At 51.5% G+C, this 24,691-nt stretch carries 17 protein-coding genes; 12 read left to right on the top strand and 5 right to left on the bottom strand.

Translation table 11 applies throughout. The annotated features are described in order from the left end of the window. Positions 1–253 precede the first annotated feature (253 nt). Together gyrA and NST43_RS18790 are read left to right on the top strand one after the other, a co-directional pair. Positions 254–2,695, top strand: a complete 2,442-nt coding sequence (gene gyrA, locus NST43_RS18795) for a DNA gyrase subunit A (RefSeq protein ID WP_339218650.1) — start codon at positions 254–256, stop codon at positions 2,693–2,695. 189 nt (positions 2,696–2,884) lie between these two features. Beyond that, positions 2,885–3,328, top strand: a complete 444-nt coding sequence (locus NST43_RS18790; protein ID WP_209993085.1) for a MarR family transcriptional regulator — start codon at positions 2,885–2,887, stop codon at positions 3,326–3,328. A 92-nt stretch (positions 3,329–3,420) separates the two neighbouring features. Here NST43_RS18790 and NST43_RS18785 read toward each other — a convergent pair whose 3' ends face one another. Continuing rightward, entirely contained in the window at positions 3,421–4,167 is a 747-nt protein-coding gene (locus NST43_RS18785; protein ID WP_209993086.1) for an RluA family pseudouridine synthase, read from the bottom strand. A gap of 3 nt (positions 4,168–4,170) precedes the next feature. Then, positions 4,171–5,034: a class I SAM-dependent methyltransferase gene (locus tag NST43_RS18780; protein ID WP_209993087.1), complete on the bottom strand. Its 864-nt coding sequence runs from the start codon at positions 5,032–5,034 to the stop codon at positions 4,171–4,173. Positions 5,035–5,280: 246 nt separating this feature from the next. On the opposite strand from NST43_RS18780, the gene NST43_RS18775 reads away from it, so the two are divergent. The 4 genes from NST43_RS18775 (at position 5,281) to NST43_RS18760 (ending at position 8,015) form a co-directional block, all read left to right on the top strand. Further along, positions 5,281–6,099 (top strand): helix-turn-helix domain-containing protein, encoded by an 819-nt coding sequence (locus NST43_RS18775; RefSeq protein WP_339218647.1) that lies wholly within the window; start codon positions 5,281–5,283, stop codon positions 6,097–6,099. A 104-nt stretch (positions 6,100–6,203) separates the two neighbouring features. Then, positions 6,204–6,569, top strand: coding sequence for a VOC family protein (locus tag NST43_RS18770; RefSeq protein WP_209993089.1), 366 nt, complete (start codon positions 6,204–6,206; stop codon positions 6,567–6,569). 211 nt (positions 6,570–6,780) lie between these two features. Then, on the top strand, positions 6,781–7,233 hold the full coding sequence (locus NST43_RS18765) for a flavodoxin (protein ID WP_339218646.1): 453 nt from the start codon (positions 6,781–6,783) through the stop codon (positions 7,231–7,233). After that, on the top strand, positions 7,182–8,015 hold the full coding sequence (locus tag NST43_RS18760) for a hypothetical protein (protein ID WP_209993092.1): 834 nt from the start codon (positions 7,182–7,184) through the stop codon (positions 8,013–8,015). Before NST43_RS18765 ends, NST43_RS18760 begins: the two co-directional genes overlap by 52 nt. 116 nt (positions 8,016–8,131) lie before the next feature. Here NST43_RS18760 and NST43_RS18755 read toward each other — a convergent pair whose 3' ends face one another. From NST43_RS18755 to NST43_RS18745, 3 genes are all read right to left on the bottom strand, one after another. Further along, a complete protein-coding gene (locus NST43_RS18755) occupies positions 8,132–8,989 on the bottom strand; it encodes a GNAT family N-acetyltransferase (protein WP_209993093.1) in 858 nt (285 codons plus the stop codon). 12 nt (positions 8,990–9,001) lie between these two features. Further along, a complete protein-coding gene (locus tag NST43_RS18750; protein ID WP_209993095.1) occupies positions 9,002–9,277 on the bottom strand; it encodes a GNAT family N-acetyltransferase in 276 nt (91 codons plus the stop codon). A gap of 106 nt (positions 9,278–9,383) precedes the next feature. Then, positions 9,384–13,853 carry an amino acid adenylation domain-containing protein gene (locus tag NST43_RS18745; protein WP_339225470.1) on the bottom strand — a complete coding sequence of 1,490 codons (4,470 nt, stop codon included), beginning with the start codon at positions 13,851–13,853 and terminating at the stop codon, positions 9,384–9,386. 200 nt (positions 13,854–14,053) lie between these two features. Here NST43_RS18745 and NST43_RS18740 point away from each other — a divergent pair, with 200 nt between their 5' ends. From NST43_RS18740 to NST43_RS18715, 6 genes are all read left to right on the top strand, one after another. Next, positions 14,054–15,091, top strand: coding sequence for a serine hydrolase domain-containing protein (locus NST43_RS18740; RefSeq protein ID WP_339218644.1), 1,038 nt, complete (start codon positions 14,054–14,056; stop codon positions 15,089–15,091). A 134-nt stretch (positions 15,092–15,225) separates the two neighbouring features. Continuing rightward, positions 15,226–18,324, top strand: coding sequence for a cyclic peptide export ABC transporter (locus tag NST43_RS18735; protein ID WP_339225469.1), 3,099 nt, complete (start codon positions 15,226–15,228; stop codon positions 18,322–18,324). Continuing rightward, complete coding sequence (uvrA, locus tag NST43_RS18730) at positions 18,324–21,056, top strand: excinuclease ABC subunit UvrA (protein ID WP_339218643.1); 2,733 nt, start codon at positions 18,324–18,326, stop codon at positions 21,054–21,056. The genes NST43_RS18735 and uvrA overlap by 1 nt, the downstream gene beginning before the upstream one ends. Before the next feature lie 13 nt (positions 21,057–21,069). Then, the gene (locus tag NST43_RS18725; RefSeq protein ID WP_209993100.1) at positions 21,070–22,098 is read left to right on the top strand and encodes a CmcI family methyltransferase; all 1,029 of its coding nucleotides are present in this window, start codon (positions 21,070–21,072) and stop codon (positions 22,096–22,098) included. A gap of 21 nt (positions 22,099–22,119) precedes the next feature. Beyond that, positions 22,120–23,538, top strand: a complete 1,419-nt coding sequence (locus NST43_RS18720; protein WP_339218641.1) for a condensation domain-containing protein — start codon at positions 22,120–22,122, stop codon at positions 23,536–23,538. Then, entirely contained in the window at positions 23,531–24,685 is a 1,155-nt protein-coding gene (locus tag NST43_RS18715; RefSeq protein ID WP_209993104.1) for an archaeosine biosynthesis radical SAM protein RaSEA, read from the top strand. The genes NST43_RS18720 and NST43_RS18715 overlap by 8 nt, the downstream gene beginning before the upstream one ends. The last annotated feature ends 6 nt before the right edge of the window (positions 24,686–24,691 follow it).

Below are 24,691 nucleotides of genomic sequence, written 5' to 3'. Positions count from 1 at the left end.
CGGAGGGGATTTTGGAACTGCAGGAGCGGTAGCGACCGCCTTTGTCTCCGGATTTCTACCGCGATCAGCGGTTTTAAATCAAGAAATCTGGGGACAACAGCGGCCGAAAGTCCAAAACTCACCGCAGTTACGGTCATCCCTTCTATCCGATTTACGATTTTGTTCTAATGAATTGAGAATCTCAGGCGCGCAGCGGCCAGATCATCAATCTTTAAAAACGTGGACAGAATGAGGAACAGAAGGTGATTAGAGAATGAGCAGTTTATCAGAGCAATTTTTGCCGGCTTTTCTGGAAGAGGTCGTGGGTGACCGGTTTGGCCGGTATTCCAAATATATCATTCAGGACCGGGCGATTCCGGATGTACGCGACGGGCTGAAGCCCGTGCAGCGCCGGATTCTGTATGCCATGTACGATTCCGGCAATACGCCGGATAAGCCCTACCGCAAGTCGGCCAAAACCGTCGGTGATGTCATGGGTAACTACCATCCCCACGGGGATTCCTCGATCTACGACGGGATGGTGCGGATGGCACAGCCTTGGAAGATGGGGCATGTGCTGGTGGACGGACACGGCAACTGGGGTTCCATGGATGATGATCCGGCAGCGGCTATGCGTTATACCGAAGCCCGCCTTTCTCCGATTGCCTTGGAGATGATGCGCGATATTGAGAAGCGCACCGTTCTTTTCAAGGACAACTTCGATAATACGGCCAAGGAGCCGGTGGTCGTTCCCTCCCGTTATCCGAATCTGCTGGTGAACGGGACAAGCGGAATTTCTGCCGGATTCGCCACCGAGATTCCGCCGCATAACCTGCGGGAAGTGATTGACGCCTGTATCGCTGTGATGCAGAAGCCGGATATTGCCCTGGAGGATATCATGACCTTCATCAAGGGGCCGGATTTCCCGACAGGCGGAACCATTATGGGCGGAGACGGCATTATGGATGCTTACCGAACCGGCAAAGGCCGTATCTATCTGCGTTCCAAGACGGAGATTGAGAACCTGCGCGGCGGCAAGCAGCAGATCGTGATTACCGAGGTGCCTTTTCAGATCGTGAAGTCGCGGCTCGTGACTGCCATGGAGAACATCCGTCTGGAGAAAAAGATCGAAGGGATCGCCGAGGTCCGCGATGAGAGCGGCCGTGAGGGCCTGCGCATTGTGGTGGAGCTGAAGAAGGAGGCGGATGCCCAGGGCGTCTTAGCCTACCTGCTCAAAAAAACCGACCTGCAAATCACCTACAACTTCAACATGGTGGCCATCGTCAACAAGGCTCCGCAGCAGCTGGGACTCAAAGCAATTCTTGAAGCCTACATTGCTCATCAGCGTGAAGTGGTCAGCAACCGTACCCGGTTCGATCTGGAACGGGCGGAGGACCGTGCCCATGTCCTGGAGGGACTGGTCAAGGCGCTGAACATTCTGGATGAAGTGATCGCTGCCATCAAGGCCTCGAAGAACCGTCAGGATGCCCAGAATAATCTGGTATGGATGTTCGGCTTCAGCGAACGACAGGCTGATTCTATCCTTACCTTGCAGCTCTACCGCTTGACCAATCTTGAGATTCACTCCCTTCAGAAGGAGCTGGATGAGATGATGGCCCGGATTGCTGTTCTGCAGGGGATTCTGGACAGCGACAAGAAGCTGATTACCGTCATCCGCAAGGAGCTGCTGGAGATCCGTGACAAATACGGAATCGACCGCCGTTCCCTGATTCAAGGAGAGGTGGAGGAGCTTAAGGTCAACATGGAGGTGCTGGTGAATGCGGAGGATGTACTGGTTGCACTCTCTGCTGACGGCTATATCAAGCGGACCGGCATGTTGTCCTTCACCCGCTCGGGCGGGGAGCGTCACTCTTCAGGCGTCAAGGAAGGCGATCATATCGTCAAGCTGCTGGATTTAAATACCCGGGAGAGCCTGCTAGTCTTCACCCGGAAGGGCCAATACTTCCTGCTTCCGGTTCACCAGATTCCGGAGTTCAAATGGAAAGAGCCGGGGACGGCCATCGTGAACGTGATCGGACTGGCGAAGGGAGACGGTGTCGTCAGTATGCTGCCGGTCGGTAATCTGGAGGACCCGCAGGCGAGTCTAGTCTTTATCACCCGTAAGGGCCAGGTGAAGCGTACCGAGCTCAAGGAGTACTCTACAAGCCGTTCCGGAGCCGTTGCCGCCTGTAAGGTGGCCGAAGGCGATGAGATCATTACAGTGGCCCTGAGCAGCAACGACAAGGACATTGTGCTCGTTACCCGTGAGGGCATGAGCATCCGTTTCCGTGAGAATGAAGTGAATCCTATGGGCCGGGTGGCCACAGGAGTTAGGGGGATACAGCTCCGTGAAGGAGATGAGGTCGTCTCCTGCTTCTGGGTCAGTGAGGATGAAGGTGAGATCCTGGCTATTTCGGACATCGGCTATGCCAAGCGTTCCCTGATGGTGGATTATCCTTCCCAGAGCCGTGGAGGCAAAGGGATGCCAACGTTCGAGTTCAAGGAGGGCAAGCGTGTCCGTCCGAACGGCAGCAGGCTGGTCGGTGCATTCTACTGCAAGCAGCCGCTGGAGCTGACCGTCATCACCCAGAGCGGGGCTGTGCATTCGTTCTCCTCTGAATCAGCACCGATTGCTGAGCGCCGTTCTACAGGCAAGCAACTGGTTGCCGTCGAGAAGAAGGACGAGATTTCCATTCTTTTTCAGGCTGTAAAGTAATATCAAGTAAGAATATAGACCGCTCAGAACGGCGCGGGCAGCTCAGGAGTAACTGGCTGCCCGCGCTTTTAATTTAGGGCGAACAGTTGCAGTTAAGATTTTATTTTTTAACCCTTGAAGGAAATGGAAGTTTTCTGGCGAAAAAGTAAATATACCAGTTTGAGATACGCAGGAAAGGAAGGAATAAGTGTGCACTCCACTGAATTCAGTAAAATCTGGCATAAGATATTAAAAGACTATAAGTTACATATGGACAGCAAGCTTGCCCCTACATTGACTGATGCCCAGCTTACCGTACTGGAATTGCTGCAGGAGCGTGACGCGATGAAGCCTTCTGATTTGGCTCCTCATCTGGCGACCAGCCCGGCGGCTGTGACGATGCTGCTTGACCGGATGGAGAAGCATAATCTGATTATCCGTGAACGCGATGTCTCGGACCGCAGAATTGTCTGGGTGAGCATCACCGAGACAGGCCAGCAGGAGACGCTGCGCGGACTGAAGGTCCGCAGTGACTTTTTTGCCGAAGCCCTGGACCCGATTTCCTCCCATAACCAGCAGCTGCTGCTCTATCTCATGGGGAAGATGGCTGTTACCCCGGCGGTGGAGAGCGCCGCTTCTGTACAGTCCGTATAAGCAACAACACTAATCGCTTCAGCGGGAAATAGAAGAATAAGATATCGAGTGAACTTGTGAATTATTATATTTCAAAAAAAGCAGGCTGTCCGTTAAAGGATAGCCTGCTTTTGAATTTGTGGAGTCCATAGATTCCAGGGATAGGACCGGGGAGGCAGGGAGAGCAGCTCCACTTCCTCTTTGGTCACCGGATGCGGGAAGCGGGTGAGTGCAGACCATAATGCAATTTGCTGTCCCGGTCTGTTCACGGCCGCGCCGTACTTCTGATCTCCGTAGAGCGGACAGCCGATAGCGCTTAGCTGTACGCGGATCTGATGGGAGCGGCCGGTCAGCAGGTCAATCTTCAGCAAGGAATACCCCTCTGCGCTGCCGATGACCGTATAATCGAGAATAGCCTCCTTACCGCCCGGTGTTCCCCGGCGGACCACCTGGACGGTATTGCTCTTCGCGTCCTTCAGCAGCGTATGCTCAAGCCTGGCCTCTGCGCCAGGAGGCTGACCATGCACCACCGTCAGATACACCTTCTGGAAGGCGTGGGTACGGACACTCTCGGATAGCCGGGAGGCCGCCTTCGAGGTCTTGGCAAAAATCATTGCACCGCCTACAGGCCGGTCCAACCGGTGAACCAGGCCCACGAAGACGTTACCCGGCTTCGCGTAGCGTTCCTTCACATCTTCCTTCAGCAGGGTCAGCAGATCCGGGTCGCCTGTAGCATCCTCCTGAACGGGAATATTCACGGGCTTCACAACGCCGAGCAGATGGTTGTCCTCATATAAAATTTCGAACCGCGAGGGGCTGCTGCCGGATTCTCCTGCTGCTGCGTTATTCGTTCCGGTCATGGCTTACGCCTCCCAGCGGCCCAGAATCCCGCAAGGCAGATTCATGCCGGAGGCTGTAATCGGCAAGCCGATCTCACCGGAATTCAGCTTGCCGCCATAGCGCTTACCCATGGTCATCGACAGCATGTTGCGCAGTACGGTTGGCGAGATGCCGGTCGTGTAGGAGTTAATCAGCATGAATAGCGGACGGTCGCTCATAATCTCCATGCAGCTCTCCAGGAACGGATAGAGACTGGCTTCCAGCTTCCACATTTCACCGCCCGGCCCTCTTCCGTAGGACGGCGGGTCCATAATAATTGCATCATATTTGCTGCCGCGGCGCTGTTCGCGCTGGACGAACTTGAATACATCATCGGTAATGAAGCGGAGCGGCTTGTCGGCAAGACCGGACAGGGCTACATTCTCCTTGGCCCATTGCACCATTCCTTTGGCCGCATCGACATGCACGACGGATGCTCCGGCACTTGCTGCCGCAACAGTGGCTCCGCCGGTATAGGCGAACAGGTTGAGGACGGAGATCGGCCGGTTAGCCGCAGCGATCTTGTCCATCATCCAGCGCCAGTTGGCCGCCTGCTCCGGGAACAGGCCGGTATGCTTGAAGTTCGTCGGGCGGAGGTGAAACTTCAGCTTGCCGTAGCTGATTTTCCAGTCCTCCGGTATCGTCTTCTTCATCTCCCACTGCCCGCCTCCGGCTGAGCTGCGGTGATAATGTCCGTGCACATCCCGCCACTTGGCGCTCTCGCTGGCCAGCGGCCAGATGATCTGCGGGTCCGGCCGGCGCAGGATAATATCGCCCCAGCGTTCGAGCTTCTCCCCGCCCCCGGTATCGATCACTTCATAGTCTTTCCAATCACTGGCTATATACATTATTAATCCATCCTTCAAAAAGTCATTTAGCCTTTATTGTACAACATTTAAGCACGCATCTACAAACAAAATGGTTGCAGGCTTGCGACTATTTCCAGTGTAGCCAACAAGCGGCAGGCGTATAATATTACCAGGAAACGCAGGGCAGATCATTTCACTCGGAAAAGGAGGCGTTCTGGCGCTTCGTACAGGGATTGTGTATGATCTGAATACAAGGTTACAGCAATGGAAGGAGGCTGCACTCAGATGTATAATCTTTCGGCGCTGTATCATCCGATTACGGCCAATCCGGCCGGGGGCGGCGAGTATCTGCCGGGCAGGCTGCTTCAGCCGTATATCCGCTGCTTCTGGGGATCAGGAGCACTGCCCATGAAGCCGCAGTTGACGGAGACAATCATACCTGACAGCTGCATGGACATCATATGGGAATGGGATGAGCGGACAGGGGAGTCCGGCGGGGTTTTTTGCGGAATTAACGACACACCGTTCGAGACAGGACAAGCAGCTCAGCCTGTGTCCATACAGCGGTTCGCCATCCGGTTTCACTTCTGGGCCGTTCATCTGTTCGCAGACGAGCCGCTGACGGAGGTGCTGAATGTTCATGTGCCGGTGGAGTATTATTTCCAGACCTTCCGTAAGGAGCTGGGGGACAGGCTCCAGCATATCCGTACAATGACTGAGCGCATCGCTGCTGCTGAAGCGTTCCTTCTGCGGAGATTGGAACGGGGAAACCGCAGCAGTGACGGGATGATGAACGCTGTCCACAGGCTGCTTACATCGAGAGGCAGCATGACGGCAGGGGCGCTGGAGAGCAGCTCCGGCCTAAGCAGCCGCCAGCTTGAACGGCTGTTCCGGCAGCATATCGGCCTTCCGCCCAAAAAGGTGGCCGATCTGATCCGCTTCCAGAATGTCTGGCGGGACCTGTACCGTGCTCCTCAGACCAAGGGTGTAATGCAAGATATAGTCTTTACCTACGGGTACAGTCACCAGTCGCATTTGATCAACAATTTCAAGAAATTTGCAGGCAGAACCCCGCTGGATGCGCTGAGTCATGCCCGGCGCTGATGTCGTTTTTTTGCAATACAAGCTATTCAGGCAGAAGTACAATGAGGATAGAGGGCTGAGACCAGCCCGATCACATCACAAGCAATGAAGGGAAGGATACAATTATGATTACAGCTTTTGACGGCATCAATCTGTATAGTAAAGACCCGGCAGCTCTGGTAGCGTTCTATTCGGAGGTACTGGGCATCCCGGTTCCATTCGAGGGCTATGGAGAAGCAGGCGGGGCCAAAATTGCCATAGACGCCAGTCAGCCCGGCATCATTATATGGAATGCAGACAAGTGGGAGAACCTTACGACAGGAACCGTTAATCTGGTATTCTCCTGCGGCAGTCTGGACGAAACGTACGAGCAGCTGAAGGCGAAAGGACTGGATTGCCAGCCTCCGGCAACCATGGAGTACGGCGGTAAAGAGATGAATTTCCGTGATCCCGACGGCAACGCAATTACCTTGCTGGAAGGCGGATATTGATTATTCCTCACATTTCGCATCAACAATAACATTAGCGAGCAGCGTCAGCTCCGGGCAGAAGTCATGTCCTGGAGTGGCGCTGTTTTTTTATATATTGACAATGATAATCATTATCAAATAGAATGAGGGTAATACAGCACAGCAAGGCATGGCCGGCTGCAGGCCGGATATAGAGAATACATTTCATTTGGACCCTGGGAGGATAAAAGTCATGGCTAAAGTGCTAGTGGCATATGCCAGCTTGACGGGCAATACGGAGGAAATCGCTGAACTGATCGTGGAAGGAATACGCGCGGCAGGCGGAGAGGCCGTTTTGAAATCGGTCATGGACTGCAATGCGGATGAGATAAAAGCTTATGAGGCTGTACTGCTGGGTGCGTACACCTGGGGAGACGGCGAGCTGCCGGATGAATTCCTGGATTTCTATGAAGAGCTGGATCAGCTGGATCTAAGCTCCTGTAAGGCGGCGGCCTTCGGAAGCGGAGACACCGGATATGAGATCTACTGCGGGGCCGTGGATCAGATTGAAGAGAAACTGAAGGAGCGCGGGGCCGAGATTGTGCAGCCCAGCCTGAAGATTGAATACGGTCCGAATGCAGCGGAGAAAGAAGCTTGCCGCACTTATGGACGCCAGTTCATCGAGATCTGCGCGGCGGTCTCTTAAGGATGGGCGCGGCGGCAGGAGACTTCACAGGAACGAAGCCGGATGCTGAAGCTGTCCGGTACAGACGTCTGAATGATTACCGCATGGAGCATATTATGCTGGGCGGAGCGGAGGTGACCGGCAGCGGAGCTCCCGCTACGGGGCTTCCCCGCTGGAGACAGCAGGTTCAATATGCAGTCGGACATACGCTTAATGACTTCTACAGTCTGCGGCCCGAGGTACGCCGGGAGACGCCTGTCCAGTTTCTGCTGGAGCGCCGCTGGCCGCTGAAGGGCAACGCTTTTCCTTCCCTGATGCATTACTGGGACGTCAAGCAGGCAGTGGCCGATGAGCTGATGCGGATTGTCGCGGGCAGTCACACCGGAGAGATTCCGGTGATGCGGTTTGAACAGTGGCATGTTTCTGTACGGGAGCTTGAGATTGAGCTGGCGGTGATTTTTCAGCTGGCCTGGAATTCGGAGCTGGCGGGGCGCAGTCTGAATATCCAGAAATTCATGGTACACGCTGACCAGCAGGTGATGACCGGATTTCTGCATATGGCGAATGTGTTCTGCCATAAGGCTTACGGGAAGCCGGCGGAGACGATCGCCATCTACTCGCTGCTGGATGGCCGCAGGCAGCTGTATGACGGAGCAGACATGCCGCTGCAGGAATCGCTGGATTATGTACGCCTGCTGTCTGTCTTCCTGGAACGGGAAGAACAGGCGGAGGGCTGCGTGAAATGCAGCAACCGCCGCAGCGACCGGGATGAAGCTCAGGTGCGGGGCTACGGGCTGATGTAGAAGCAGACGATGGCTTTGAGAAGACAAGAAAAGCATCTCCTTCAGGGTCATTTGACTGTGAAGGGATGCTTTTTAATTGTAGGAAATGTATGTTTCTTGAAATACTCGTTGGCAGGTTAGCTGTTCAAAGGATGGGTGTAATAATCCTGCTGGCTCTGAACGACGAATCCGCAGCTCTCATAGAGCTTCAGCGCATTCGGGTTATCCAGCGCAACCTCCAGATTCACTCCGTTATAATTCCGCTGCTCACGCTCGATTGTCTGCTGCAGGGCACTCCGGCCGATGCCGAGACCGCGCAGCTTCTTATCCACCGTGAATCCGTAGATCCAGGTTTCGTTGTCCTCGGACCACAGGCGCATTTTCCCGGCGGGCTGGCCGCTAAGCTCGATGATGATATGCTCCTGGGAGGCTTCCTGTTCCTGCTGCGCATACATTTCAGCAGCGTCCTCCTCAGTCATCTGGAACCCGTCGCAGTCGAAGGCGATGAGCAGAGGCGTCTCCTCCGGGCGTGCAGGCCGAAGCAACACATTGCCGGAAGCCGAGCTGGCCTCTGAGGCTTTAACCTTGCTGCCTGCGCCATCCCATTTCATTTGAAACTCCGAATGGCTGAAGGTAAGCGGCAAGTTTTTCAGATAGGCATTGCCTGAAGCTGAAGCCGCAGGGGTGTTAAGCAGCAGTGTCTTCACTTTATCCTGCCGGATGATGGTCTCTGCCTGCTTCCAGAGGCCACTGAAGATCCCCCGGCGGCGGTAGCCCGGCCGGACCATGCCGCATACCTCCATATCACCGCCGATACCGTACAGGCCGATGAATCCGGTCAGTAGCTCCCCCTCATAGGCTAGCAGCCACTCTGCACCGCCAGCTTCCCCCGGATGCCGCAGCATATCCCAATTCAGCTTCAGCGAGATCCCTTCATATTGCTCGCAGCGCTGCTGGAGCTCTTCAATTTGTTTCAATAGATCAGCCTTAATCAATCTTGCTTCCTCCTATTTGAGCACATCCCGGTACTCCGCATGCTTCTCGAACTGATGCGCTGCATACGGGCACTCCGGTACAATGTGCACGTTCTGTTCACGGGCCAGGTCAACGACCGCCCGCACAAGCTTCTCTCCCGCACCCTGACCGCGCAGATCCTCGGAGACAAAGGTATGGTCAATCACCAAATCACCTGTAGTCTTGTCCGCTTTGTATGTAATCTCGGCCAGGTCCTTCCCGTCACCAGCGATATAGAAACGTCCTTCTCCCTTAGCAATCTGTTCCATGTATCTTCACTCCATTCGGGTATAGTGGTTTTATTTTACTACCCTGTGCGGCAAAAAGCGAGAAGGGGCATGCAACCTTATGCCATCACATTAATGTTCCGAATCACTATTCAAAAAGCTTGTCCAAGTCCTGCTGGCTGATTCCGGCCCATTCAAAGTCAGACGGGGAAAAGCTGATACAAGTCTGAGAAGACGCCAGGTCAATCAGCCGTAACAAATTGGCGGAATAGAGCCTGTTGAATTCTTCCATTGACTCCCTGTTATAGATCTCCCGGCTATATTGAATGGAATAATGAAGCTTATGTTCTGCAATCATACAATTGAGCTCAATCACAGGAGTCAAGGCTTCTTGCTCTCCCATAGCAGGAAGGACTGTATCATGTACATAAATATAATTATCGTTCATAGGTTGACTGTCAAAGTTGCCCAAATAATTGAACCGGACCTGGCTGGGCTCTTTATCGCGGGGAAGCCCGCCGGTCAAATATTTGAGTACGCCATAACCCATTCCATAATTCGGTACGCTGTGAATCTGTGTCTTCACATGGTGGATCAGCTCTTCGAAGGTGCCCTGTACGCGTATTCTTAAAGGATATATTGTAGTGAACCAGCCGACTGTTCTTGAGACATCCAGTGCATCCAGGTGCCGGCCGTGATGTTCGATTTCATAGGTGAAATCATCAAGGCCCGCCCAATCGCTCAGCGTTACCGACAGGGCGGCAAGTAGCATGACCTGGGCATCCGCCCGGAAGACCCTGACCCCTTCCCGCTGCAGCGCCTCTGTAGCGCCTTCTGATAATTCACCAGTCATAGTCTGCCGGGAGGCATAGCTTGATGTCTTTATTCCGGAGGGTAAAGGAAGCTTGGTACGGTAACCAGCGGCTTCAAGCCAGTACTCCCTTTCCTGATAGATGCTTTCTGATTCCGACAGTGCCTGGACCGCCGCTGCGTATTCCTGGTAGGAGTCGCTCTTATCAGGCAGCATAATGTCTTTACCCTCCTGCATCGAATGGTAAGTGTTGAACAGGTCCTCCAAGATGATTCTCCAGGAGACACCGTCGATCACCAGATGATGCGCAACAATCAACAATTCCTGCCGCTGGTCAGGATATTCAATTAACGCGGCTTGAATGGGGAGCCGCTTTGAGATATTGAGCTCTCCGACCAGTTGATTGAATGTGTTAAGACGTTGATCTGCCTTCGAAGCGGTACCGTTTAATCCGCTTGTGTGGAGATGCAGGCAGAAGTGCTTCTGCGAGAGGTCATCATTGTAGAACAAGCCTCTCTCCGGTGTATAGCTTAACCTGAATATATCATGATGCGCGATCAGCTTACGGAAAGACTGTTCAAGGATACTGGCCGTGGCTGGTTCCGTTAACCGCAGCAGAACAGATTGGGTATAGCGGTGGGGGTCAGTCAGTTGCAGATTCAAGAACCAGGAGACGATGGGAGTGAGTCGGATTTCTCCCGCTGCGACGCTGTGAGCTGGGGAGGGCTTCGGTGTAACGGTATGAGTCGCGAGCTTGGCAATATTACGGTATGTCATAATATCTTTGGCTAACATTTGAATGCCCTGCTGATTGAGTCTGGAGGCAATCTGAATGGCTTTGATGGAATCACCGCCCAAGGTATAGAAGTCGTCAAAGACTCCGACAGCCGGCAGCTCCAGTACTTCCCTCCAGACAGCGGCCAGTATTGTTTCCCGTTGATCTCTCGCTTTTGCAGGTGCCGTATCTAAATGCTGGTTGATGGAGGGAACCGGCAGCTGTTTTACATCAATTTTCCCGTTTGGAGTCAAAGGGAATGAAGGGATACGCATTAGGTGATGGGGAACCATGTACCCTGGCAGACGGGAATACAGGTAATGCTCCACGTCTTCCTGGTTGATCTCCTGATTCGATTGATAATACGCACATATATATTTACTTCCGTTGTCTGGTTCAAGAAGCTTGATGGCAGTTTGAAGAATGCCGGTATACTCCGAGAGCACATTCGCGATCTCTCCCAGCTCGATTCTATAACCCCTTATTTTGACCTGCGAATCCATTCTTCCCTTGTATTCCATTACCCCGTTCTCGAGCCACATCCCCGCATCTCCGGTCCGGTACATCTTTTTGCCGGGTATAAAGGGATTGTCCACGAATTTCTGGGCAGTTAGTTCCGGTTTATTCCTGTAGCCGAGAGCTACTCCGTCTCCTGATATATAAAGTTCCCCCTTGGTCAGCACAGGTGCCGGCCTTAAATACCGGTCCAGGATATAAATCATGACATTGTCTGCTGGAAGCCCGATAGGGACAGAAGAGCGCTGGTCTTGGTCATAATCATAGTGGTGAATCATGCAACCAACGACGGTTTCGGTAGGGCCGTATTCATTATAGATGTTGATGTTTCTCCGGAATTTCTCATAGATGCTCTTTGCCAGGCTGACCTTCAAGTTCTCTCCTCCGACAATAAAGGTTCTGACATTCGTCCGATCGAAATTTATGTCTTGGAGCAGCAAGAGATGGGCGGGGGTGAGCTTGATAATGCTGGCCACCTGATCCTGGATAATTCGCTCCAGCACGAATTCAGAGCGGTCATCCCTGTAAATGACGATTTGATGCCCTCCGATCAATGGCGTGAAAATGGAGGTGATGGTCAAATCAAACGCGACTGAAGAGTATAAAGCAAACACTTCCCGTTCTTGATCCGTGTAGGTCTTGTTGGCCCAGCAGATGTAATTGACAAGCCCCTGATGGTGCACCATAACGCCCTTGGGCTGTCCTGTGGAGCCGGAAGTATAAATAATATAGGCAAGGTCTCCCGGACCGCTAACGGGCGACAGATTTGAGCCGTCTGCTTCATAAATTGCTGCATCCTGCAGCATGTATTCTTCAACTGGCGAGCTGAAACTGCCGGTCAACGTTTCATCTCTCAGAACCAGGACAGCGCCGGAATCCTCCAGCATATACCGGATGCGGCTCGCCGGTGATTCGGGGTCCAAGGGTAAAAAAGCTCCGCCTGCTTTTAACACTGCCAGTATAGCGGTAATTAATTCAAAAGAATGAGGGGAGGCGATACCGACCACCGAGCCAGGCCCGATTCGCATCCGGCGCAGAAAACGTGCTAAACGGTTCGCCTGCTCGTTGAGTGTGTTGTAACTTATGGCGGCATCGCCCATTCTGCATGCGGTTTGCAGCCCGGCCCGCTCCGCTTGTGCCTCAAATAGGCGGGTGATAATATCAGCAGAAGGATAGGGGCAAAAAGTGGCGTTAACGTTATAGGTTAGCTCATGGCATTCCAGGGGAGAAAGAAGAGGGATGTCGCAGATCCGGCTTTGGGGCTGGGAAATTATAAAGCGGATAATATTCAATAGCTGCTCACCGAGCTTATCCACTTGGATTTCACTGTATTCCTGGATGCGGTAATCGAGATCGACAGCAATTTTACCGTTCTCTTCCCAATCCCTGATGACAATCTGCAGCTTATACGGCTGGTTTCCATTGAATATTTCCGTATTCTCATAGGGACTTCCGTCAAATTCCGGGCTGAATTTTATGCTGTAATAATTGACGCAAAGATCAAAGAGGGCTGCATGCCCATGTTTCTGCAAATTCAGATCTCCGGCTAACAGGTTGTAAGGATACTTCTGGTGGACATAGCAGCCCATTAGCTCACGTGCCGTTTCTTTTAGAAATACACCAATCTCTGCAGTTTCCGTAATAGTTTTACGGAAGGGCATAGTACTGGCGAACATTCCGAAGGTATGCTTCTCTTTCCTCCCTGAGCGGTTAAGCACCGGCGTTCCGATAATGGCATCATCCTCGTTCATAACTACATGCATATAGATGAGCACGGAAGATATGAACAGGGAATTAAGTGAAAGCCGGTGTTCGGCTATAAACGTCCGGATCTCTGCAGACAGGCCGCTCTCGAGTGTCCAAGTCTTTCTGGAGGCGGCTGTTTCCAAATGATTGGCCATTGCCATTGTTTCGGGAAGTATAGCAAATTTTTCATTCCAAAAGCTTCTGTTCTTCAAAAAACGCTCTGACTGTAAGTAAATCTGTTCCTGCTCTATAGCATCAACATACGATGGAACTGCTTCAACACTTGATGGCATTTCATTTACAAGCTCTGAGTAATAGCGGGCGATGGATTCGCCGGCAATCTGCAGGGACCAGCCGTCGGCGATAATGTGATGGAATTTTCCGACATAGCCCATATCGAAGCTCCCGATTCTGAACATGGCAAAATAAAAGAGCGGCCCGTTCAACAAGGTGAAGCTGGTCTGTCTTAAACGATCAATCCATTGTTCGAAGCCGGCTGCAGGGTTATCCGTGCTGCTGAAATCGAAAAAGTCGATCTGTGCCGGCTCATATGGTTTGAAAATCTGCACGGGCTCACCGTTCTGCTCATTAATCTGGAGAGTGACACCGGCATGATTGGCAATAAACAGTTCAATGGCTTGGGATAACTTCTCCAAGCTGAGATTCTTCCTTATGCGCACCAGGCCTAGAATATTGTGCATAGCGGGATTGCCGTGAATTTTTTCATTGTTCCATATTCTCGTTTGGGGCTGGGTGAGTTTATACTGCATCATAGTTCCTCCAGATTAGTGGAATGAGGATGAAATAAATAAGAAAACTTCATAGATATGTAGTCATTGCCATATATTTGATTTGATGTTATCGTAACAGAAATACATATTCAAGATTCAAAACCAAATAATAGGTGAACTTTTTGCGGGGGATACCGATGCCAAAAAAAAATGATATATTTATAGATTTAGAGCGCGAGATGAAATCGGAAAATGTTCCGGGAATGGGAGTTGCCGTCTTCAGCCATGGGCAAATCATCTGGCAAAAGGGCTTTGGTGTGTTGGAGAAGGGCAAGGCCCGTCCAGTAAAGGTGAATACTGTTTTCCATGCCTGTTCGATCAGCAAGATGTTTACCGCTGCGGGGGCTCTGAGACTGGTGCAGGAGGGCAGGCTGGGACTGGAGGATGATGTGAATGGCTATATGCGTTCTTGGAAGCTGCAGGATAATGAATATACAGCGGATACGAAGGTGACACTGCTTCATTTGCTGTCACACCAGGCAGGATTCATTGATCCTGAAGGCAGCTTCGATGTGCTCAGCAAGCAAGAACAGCCGCCAGCAATGAACGATATTCTGTCTGGGCAGACGCGATTCCTTCAGGAACCGTTGCAGTCATCCTGTAATCCGGGAAGCAGGTTCTCATATTCGGATGCAGGCTATTGTCTAGTGGGCCACTTGATCGAGGAAGTGACCGGGATGCCCTTTAGCACAGCCATGAACCGGCTGGTGTTACAGCCGCTGGGTCTGCAGCGGTCTTTGTTCTGGAACATATATAACGTGAAGAAGCCGCGCGGGACTTCTGCCGGGCATGACCCGCACGGCACAACGGTGAAGGGGAAATATCCGTTTTATCCCTATCCGGCTGCGGCAGGCTTATGGTCTACTCCCGGTGAGCTGGCGGAATTCGTGGTTCGGCTGCTTGCTGCTGGAGCGGGCGGGCGTGATTTTATTCTAAATCCGGAGTTTGCCCGACTGATGCTTAGCGCTCACGGCTGCAGTGAGGAAGCGGGTCTTGGCGTATTTGTTCCCCGTGATGCGAAGGGCCAAGTATATCTGGTCTCTCAAGGCTGGGGTATCGGCTTCCAATGCAAGGTTTATGCATTTCCTGCAGAAGGAAGCGGTGTTGTCGTCATGATGAATTGTGATCCGGGCAAACCGCAGAATGAGTCTCTGGTAGGGAAGATTATCAATAAAATCGGGGGCAGGAAGGGCTGGCCTAGTTGTCAACCGATGTAAGGTCATAGAATATTCAATTGTTTGAAAATAGAATATATGTTAGAATTTGTTTTGAGCATATGTGAAATAATACACAATCTTGCATCTCAAGTATTTATCATTTCAAATTTTTGAGAGAAAGTTGGAAACGGGAGATGGAGCTTGCACAGAGAAGAAATTGCACAAAAGGACTGGTGTCAATCCTATGCATGTTTTTACTAGCATGCTTTGTTGGCCAGAGTAGGGTTTATGCAGCACTGGACAGTGTGAAGGCCGGAGAAATTGAAACTTTTGTCCGAACCAAAATGAAAGAGGGCAAAATACCGGGAATGACCGTGGTCATCGTGCAGGGCAAAGAGATTTCCTATATGAAAAATTTCGGTTATGCGAATATAAAGAGCAAGGCCCCTGTTACTCCCCAGACTAGTTTTGAAATTGCCTCGTGTTCCAAAGGGTTTACAGCCCTTGCTATTCTCCAATTAGAAGCTCAAGGGTTACTAAAACTCGATGACCCTGTGTCCAAGTATTTCCCCTGGTTTCACGCAGAATATAACAACCGCTCCTTCCCCATTACCCTTCGGCAGCTACTGCATCATACCAGCGGTATTCCCTGGTACACGATCACCGATATTCCCGTCTCCAATGAACCCAATGCCTTAGAAGAAGTCGTACGTAACATTGACGGGGTCCGTCTTAATCATCAGCCCGGTGAACAGTTTGAGTATGCAACGATCAATTATGCTATCCTTGGAGCGGTTATTGAGCGGGTGACTGGCAAGTTCTATGAAGATTATATGAGAGACCAGGTATTTCTGCCGCTCGGACTTAAACATACAACCTTATATCCGGAGACGGCAGGTTCAACGCTTGCCACCGGCTATAAAACAGGATTCTTTCAAGCCAGAGAATATGCTTCACCCACCTTTCGCGGTAACCGGCCAGCGGGTTACATCATCATGGATAGTGAGGACCTGGCGAAATGGCTGATGTACCAACTAGGAACTGTAACCTCTCCGCTGACTCCGCTGATTATGAAGACCCATGAGCCTGACCGCACGGTACCGCCCAGCAAGTTCGACTACTCTTCATATGCAATGGGCTGGGCAGACTACCAGCACGGAAATGGTGAACTGTCCAAAGCCGGACTCAATCCTAACTTCTCCGCGTACATGGTGCTTCGGCCGGAAGATCAGCTTGCTGTCGGCATAATGGCCAACAATGGCACGACCAATACATATATTACGGGCCATGGAATCCTTGATATTCTAAGGGATAAGAAGCCTGTCTCTCCCTATGAGCCTGACCAGAAGCTGGATAACGCCTATTCGGTAATTGCCATCATTATTGCAGGCTTTGTACTGGTCATTACCGGGCTGCTGGGATGGACGGTTACCGGCATCCTCCGGAAGAAGCGTTCCTGGCAAGCGCCGGGGCGCAAGGCTCTGATTACAGGAATTGCATTAATAGCCGCTTCGGCGCCGTTTGTGTACGCCGTATTTTTAATTCCGAAGGCCATGCAGGGGGTATCGTGGAGCACAGCCATAGTCTGGTCTCCAGTCAGTCTTCCGGCAGCAGCAGCAGCAGCGGCCGCAACGGCAGTCCTGAGCTGCGTATATCTGATTTTGTCTACAGTATTTCCGGAAGCTAATGAGAACAAGCGTCCCATTCCAGCATTAATCATGCTTGGTCTGTTAAGCGGTGTTGCGAATGCCGTTGTCATTTTCATTGTCAACTCCTCTGTGGGTTCCGAGATCCCGCTCCGCTACTTGCTGTATTACTTCCTGCTGGCGCTGGCTCTATATATCTTTGGACGAAAAATCATTGAAACCAAGCTGATCAAGCTCACCTATCATTTGATCTATCAGAGAAGAATGGAGCTGCTGCGCCGGATTCTGAATACCTCATATCCCAATCTGGAGAAAATGGACAGCGGCAGGGTTATAGCCACCTTAAATAACGATACCGAGCTCATAGGATTATCCGCCAATGTGCTGGTGGGATTCGTAACCAGTCTCTTAACCGTTATCTGCTGTTTCATATATCTTGGAACGATTTCTTTCTGGGGAACGATAATTTCCCTGGTAGTAATTGCTGCGATAGCCGGCCTTTATATGATTGTCAGCAATATGGCTAACCGTTATTGGGAAGAGGCCAGAGATACGCAAAATGTATTTATGGGCCTTATCGACAACATGTTGAAGGGATATAAGGAGCTTAGTCTGCACCAGCGTAAAAAACTACAGTTCCGCGGGGATGTGCAGGACAGCTGTGAGCAATACCGCGATAAGCGGATTCTATCGCGGATTAAATTCACCAATGCACTGGTAACCGGTGAATCCCTGCTGATCTTAATTCTGGGCGTAGTCATCTTCTTCTTTCCCAAAATATTTCCGGATATCAAAGACTTTACTCTGATTAAGTTCATTATCGTATTCCTTTACTTGATCGGTCCAATTAATGGATTGATGCAGGTGATTCCCGATATGCTGCAAATCAGGGTGTCATGGAGAAGAGTTGAAGCTTTTAATCAGGAAATGCCTGATAGGAGCCTTGACGAAGGCAATGAATGGAACTCACTCACCGAAGAGGGCGGGATCGAGAGTATTGCTTTCCATCACCTGATATTCTCTTATGCTGATACGGTTGGAGAGCGAAGCTTTACAGTAGGTCCTGTCTCTTTTGAAGCAGAGCGGGGGCAAATCATATTTATCACCGGCGGTAACGGCAGCGGCAAATCGACCTTAGCCAAGCTGATTACCGGTCTATACCCTTCTCAGGAGGGATATATCGCCATCAATGGCAATGTCATTGAAGCGGGCAGTGCAGGAGAGTATTTTTCCGCAATATTTTCTGATTTTCATTTATTTGACCGCATCTATGATATTGATTACGAAGGGAAGCAGGATGAAATTGACCGTTACTTGAAGATGCTGGATCTGGACGGCAAGGTCAGCATTGATAATGGCAGGTTCAGTACGCTCAAGCTGTCAGGCGGCCAGAGGAAACGGCTGGCGTTGTTAATTTGTTATCTGGAGGACCGGCCAATCTATCTCTTTGACGAGTGGGCGGCAGACCAGGACCCCGAATTCCGCAAGTTTTTCTATCTGACGTTGTTACAGGGGATGCGGGCGGAAGGCAAGATTGTAATTGCCATTACGCATGACGACCATTACTTCGATCTGGCAGACCGTCTCTTTAAGATGGATGCAGGCCAACTGCTGGAATTGGGCAATTTCAAGAATAAGGTGGGATAATGTTGCTGCAGAATCAGATCTATATCAAAGGCGCCAGACAGAACAATCTCAAGAATATTACGCTTCATATTCCCCGGGACAAGCTTGTAGTCTTCACCGGTGTCAGCGGCTCAGGCAAGTCCTCTCTGGTATTCCATACGATATACGCCGAAGGGCGCCGCCGGTTAATGGAATCATTGTCCGCGTACGAACGCGGCAGTCTGCGCAAGACAGACGAAGCGGAGGTCGATCTGATCGAGGGTCTCTCCCCGGCCATAGCGATCGAGCAGAAGACCGTGTCACGCAACCCCCGTTCCACAGTCGGGACATTGACCGATATCGGCTCCTATCTGAGGCTGCTGTTCTCCCGGGCGAGCAGAGCGGTATGTCCGCACTGCCAGCGTGAGATTCCGGTCAATAAGAAGAGAACCCTGATCCGTCAGCTGATGGAGTACCCGGAGGGGACGATGCTTGAGATCTATTCGTTAGATGATGTTCTTATCAAGACGTTTATTGTACAGCCTCAGCAGCACAGATCGCTGGAAGCAATAATCAATACCCAACTGGAGGCTGGAGAGGGCTTCATGAAGCTTGGTGTGAAGCGGGATGGCATGCTGACATTTGACCCGGAACTTGGTTGCAGTGACTGCGGAATCGTGGCCCATGAGGCGGCGGCCGGTGCATTCAGCTTCAATACACCCTTGGGCGCCTGTCCGACGTGCACCGGTCTGGGCAGACATTATTACGTGGACCCGGACCTGGTCATTCCGGACAAGACAAAAAGCATAGGTGGCGGCGCTATACAACTAATCGGCTGGCAGTGTGAACAGGACAAGTTCGCCAAGAACCGGAAGATATTTGAAGCATTGGCGAACCGGTATCATTTTGATCTGTTTACCCCGGTGGAGCATTTATCTGAAGAGGCGCTGAATGCTGTGCTGTACGGTACGGACGGTGAGAGAATACTGATTGAGAATCCCTCTATTGGCGGCAAGCCGATGAATGAGAGATTCGCAGGAATCATTAACATCGTGTATGAGCGGTTTAATAGCTATGCAAAGAATGAGCTGAGTGAAATTAAGGGTGAGGACAAGAGTGTAATACGGGAGCAGCTCTGTCCAAAGTGTGCGGGTACGCGGCTGAAGAGTCAGCGGCTGCTGTACCGGATTAACGGGCAGAGCATTCACGACTTATCCGAGATGCCGATTCAGGAGCTGCGGGAATTCTGCCAGGGGCTGAATCGGATGGGGCTGAGCCGACAGGAGGAAGCCGTGGCTGAGCCTATTTTCCGGGAAATAGCTGCCCGGCTAACCTTTTTAATTGAGATAGGCCTAGGATATTTAAGTCTCAGCCGGCCAGTGACTATGCTCTCGGGGGGAGAATCCCAGCGGGTCCGCCTGACCACACAATTAAACTCGGGGCTAATGGGGATGATTTATATTCTGGATGAGCCGACTGTCGGCCTGCACTCCAGGGACAGCGGGAAGCTGCTTCGCATGCTGCAACGGCTTAGGGACTTAAATAATACAATTCTTGTGATTGAGCATGATGAAGAATTCATCGCAGGAGCCGATCATATCGTGGAGATCGGTCCCGGGGCGGGAGTTCAGGGTGGAGAGGTTGTCGCACAGGGAACTGTGGGGCAGTTGAAATCCAGCCCGTTATCCTTGACAGGCCAATATCTGTCAGGGGCGAGAGTCATTGAATTGCCCCGGAGACACAGGCTGCAGAAGATGGATGTCCATTCAGACCACATTCGCTGTCTGGAGATTATTGGCGCACGGGAGAACAACTTAAAGAATATCAACGTACGGATTCCTTTGGGCTGTTTTGTCGGGATTACAGGGGTGTCGGGCTCTGGAAAAAGTACGCTGGTTAATCAAGTCTTGGTAAAGAATCTTCGTACCCGTTTTGAGCGGCGGGCTTCAAGTTTGCCTGCGGATCCTAACATCAGAGGCATTGAATGGATCGAAGATGTGGTTTATATGAACCAGCAGCCAATTGGCAGGAATTCGCGTTCCAACCCGGCAACCTATATCGGAATCTTCGACTACATTCGCCGGCTATTCGCAGCAACAGCACAGGCGAAGGCGGCGAAGGTAAAGGAAAATTCATTTAGCTTCAATACAGCGGGCGGCCGTTGTGAGGTATGTTCCGGACTTGGTGTACTGGTGACCGAAATGCAGTTTATGTCGGATATCGAGGTCGTGTGTGAAGCCTGCAAAGGACAACGGTTCAAGGAAGAAATTCTTGACATTGCATACCGCGGGAAAAACATTGCTCAAGTGCTGGAGATGAGCGTAGCGGAGGCCGTTGACTTCTTCGGGGACCAGCATCATATTCATCACAAGCTGACGTTAATGAACCGTCTGGGCATGGGCTATCTCATTCTTGGACAATCGGCTGTCACTCTCTCGGGCGGCGAAGCGCAACGGATTAAGCTGGTGGATGAGCTGGGCGGTGCGAAGAAAGGCATCGGCAAGCTGTACATCCTGGACGAACCGACAACAGGGCTGCATTTCGCCGATATTCAGAGGCTGCTGAATATCTTTCAGGAGCTGGTTGCCGAGGGGAATACGGTGCTTGTCATTGAGCATAACCTGCAGTTGATCAAAACACTCGATTACATTATTGACCTCGGGCCCGAAGGCGGGAACCGTGGAGGACAAATCGTCGCTGCCGGCACCGTGGAGGAAGTGGCCGCCGTGGAAGCTTCTTATACCGGGCAGTATCTGCGACAAATTCTTGGCTGAGCCGGAGGGAACGATGACTACAATTGCGCAATGTTTAAGGTTCCTGCCTGTGGAACCGCTCAAGCATTATATTCACAAAAGGTATAACAATCTGCCATGGGTCCACAAATTCGGGCTGGACCATATTCACTTCCAGGGGGAAGTGCTGGTTATTCATCATTCCAAGCCCGGATTCATAACATTATCTGCCGGACAAGCCGAAGAGCTTAAACAGTCGGTGAAGGAAGGGAGGACAGACTCGGCTGTACTGGATCTTCTGCCGGAAGACTGGTTCCGGGATACAACCGGCAGCGGGTTGATTGACGGGTTGCTGGACAAGGTGCTGATTCCGGGACTCTTTGAACGGCTGACACCGGAAAACTTGAAGCTGGATGTAACCGATCCGGAATCACGGCGTCTACGCGCCATTCTGGAAGGAGTACCTGAGCGGATGCCGCTGTTTCCGGCAATTCAGAACCCTTATGAGCTCAGGGAATTTCTGGAGCTGGTCCAGAAGCGCAAGCCTAAGACAGTAGTGGAAATCGGAACAGCTGGAGGCGGCGTATTCTACAGCCTGTGTCAGCTGGCGGATGCTAATGCCCGCCTGATCAGCATTGATTATCCGGGAGGCCCTTACGGAGGCGGACAGGATGAGTACGAGGTGCAGTTGTACTCCGGCTTCGGCGCACCGGGCCAACAGCTCTCTTTTATCCGGGACCGCTCATTCCACCATTCCACCAAGCAGGATTTAATCAGGCTCCTGGGGGACAGGCAGATTGATCTGCTGTTTATCGACGGGGATCATTCCTATGGCGGAGTTAGTTCAGACTACCATATGTACCGCCAGCTGGTATCGCAAGGAGGAATAATTGCCTTTCATGATATCCACCTGCATCCCAAAACTTGGGGCCGGGGATACGACGTCGGAATTTACTGGAATGAGGTAAAGCTTCTCTGCAGCACCTGCACAGAGATTTCCGATCCCGAGGGGAGCCGGGAACCGTCGGGCTTCCAGCAGAATGGAAGGTCCTTATCCTACGGGATTGGAATTGTTCACAATTAACGGGATGAGGAGGAAGCTGTCATGACCAACCACCGTCCGATCCGAAAAAGTCTGGTAGAGGATATGCTTAAGCTTACTTCCATGCAGGAAGGGTTATTGTACCATTGTCTGCGGCAACCGGATTCCGGCTTATATTTCGAACAATACAGCTATTCCCTGCACGGGCCAATGGATATTACCGCCAGCGTAAGAGCCTGGAATTGGACGATACGCCATAATGAGATGCTGCGGACCGTGTTCCGCTGGGAGAATATCGAACATCCGGTTCAGATTATTCTCAAGCACCGGCCGATTACCATGACCGTGCATGATCTTACGCTGCTCAATGAGGCGGACAAGGAGGAAGCCTGGAAGGGAATTCTGCAGGCAGACCGCTCCAACCCGTTTCAGCTGGAGGAACTTCCTTTGTTTCGGGTCATGGTCACCGAGTGGGATGATAACCGGTTTGTCATGACAGTCAGCCATCACCATATTCTGTATGATGGCTGGAGCAACGGAATTATTCTCGGCGAGTTCATGGAGGCTTACGAAGCATTTCAAGCCGGAAGGCGCCCCCAAACGATACATAAGCCCGGCTTCAGGGAGTATCTGAAATGGCTGCACGGACAGGACACGGGCGGGAGGCAAGAATTCTGGCAGCAATATTTGCAGGGATATGTGGTTCGTCCATTGCTCACGCAGAATATCGGTTCTATGTCAGCCGGAAGCAACGAAGCCGGATACGATTCCTGCATGATCGAAGATGGGCTAAGACAAGACCTGATTCATGCGGCCCGGGCAACTGGGGTGACGGTGGGTGACATTTATACGGCGGCATGGGGATTCTTGCTGCAACAGTACTCGGGACAGGACGATGTCGTGTTCGGGGTCACCGCATCCGGACGCAGCGGCAACCTGCCGGGGATAGAGCAGATTGCCGGGCTGCTCATGAATACGGTCCCGGTGAGGGTACACGCAAATCATGAATCCAGAGTTATCGATGTCCTGCTGAATATCCGGCAGTCCAATCTGCGGAGACAGCCTTATGAGATTACTCCACTAGTCGATGTGCAGGAGTGGATGGAGGCCGGCAGCCGGAAGGAGCTTTTCGATACACTGCTGATTATTGAGAATTACCCGTTAAATATCCGAACGTTCGGGAATCTGCAACTGGAGGATTTCTCTGGCCACAGCTCTACGAACTATCCTTTATTGCTCTCCATTACAGATATTCATCAGACAGCTTTTCATTTTGTCTATCACACAGAGATCTTCAACAGGGAAGACATTGCCTTGCTCCGTGAAAGATTTGTAGGAATGTTAAGACTTATGCTTGCGGATCTGCAGCAGCCGGTGGGGCAATTGGGTAGTCTGACCGACCTGGAGCGGGAGCTGAACCAGCTCTGGGAAGTAGAATTCAAACTTCAGCCGGTATCAGGAAATGGAGGACATTATGAGTAATCTTAACAAATGGGGCGGGATGGACTCCTACACCTGGACGGGTTCCAAAGAAACCGTAAAGTATTACCGCCAGATTGCAAAGGCTATGGAGGCTATACATGCTAAGATCCCCAAGCAGGATTTCCATCTGAATACGGTCGCCACGGAGACGGATATCCGGGAGGAGAATTTCCAGGGAATCCAATACAAACGTGCCGTTATGTATCTGATGTCTAACGGCTGTGAATGGGCGCTGAAGAACGGTAATGGCTGTACCATGTGTGGTCATTTGGCGAAGCAGACCCGGTCGGATACAGCGATCTCGGCGGATAATTATATTGCGCAGTTTGAGAACGAGTTCAAGCGTATTCCATTCGATCAGTTTCCGCTCTTAAATGTGTATAATAACGGATCCATTATCAATGAACGAGAGATTCCTTCGGAGGCCTTGTGGAGAATTCTGCAAATGATTGGTGAAACGCCTGAAATTAAAATGCTGGTTGTGGAGACCCGTCCCGAGTTCGTTACCGAAGAGAAGATTAGGGAGATCAAGCGGCTCCTTCCAAATAAACATATTGAAATAGCGATGGGACTGGAACTCGTCGACGATTTCCTGCGGTATGTTTGCATCAATAAGGGGTTTACGCTTAAACAATATAACAAAGCAGCAGAGATCATTACCCGGGAGATGCATATGCGCACGTATGTCCTTTTGAAGCCCCCTTTTTTGACAGAGATGGAGGCTATTGAACAAGCAGTACTGGCTGTTGAACATTCCTTCCGGGTCGGAGGGACGACAGTATCACTGGAAACCTGCACCATCCAGGACTATACTCTGGTCCAGGTTCTGAGTGAACGCAAGGGATACAAGACGGCCTGGTTGTGGAGTATCCTGGAGGTCGTCAAGCGTACAGCCCACCTTGGAAAATTGATAGTCGGGTTGTTCCAGTTCTATCCTTCGCCGGTGGGAGTGCCCTATAATTGTCCGGAATGCAGCGACAGAGTGCTCGCAGCCTTGAAGGAATATAACCGAACATTGGATATATCCGCACTGGACGGCCTGGATTGCAGTTGCAGGCAGCAATGGGAAGCGGAACTGCGGGAGGAGCCGCCAACTTTTGAGTCCCGCCTGGCTGTTCTGGAGGATGAGTGGAAGGCTGCCGACTAGTCCAGG

This window comes from Paenibacillus sp. FSL H8-0332 (genome assembly GCF_037963835.1).
Lineage (GTDB): Bacteria > Bacillota > Bacilli > Paenibacillales > Paenibacillaceae > Paenibacillus_AQ > Paenibacillus_AQ rhizoplanae.
This window is presented reverse-complemented; position numbering and strand designations above follow the sequence as displayed.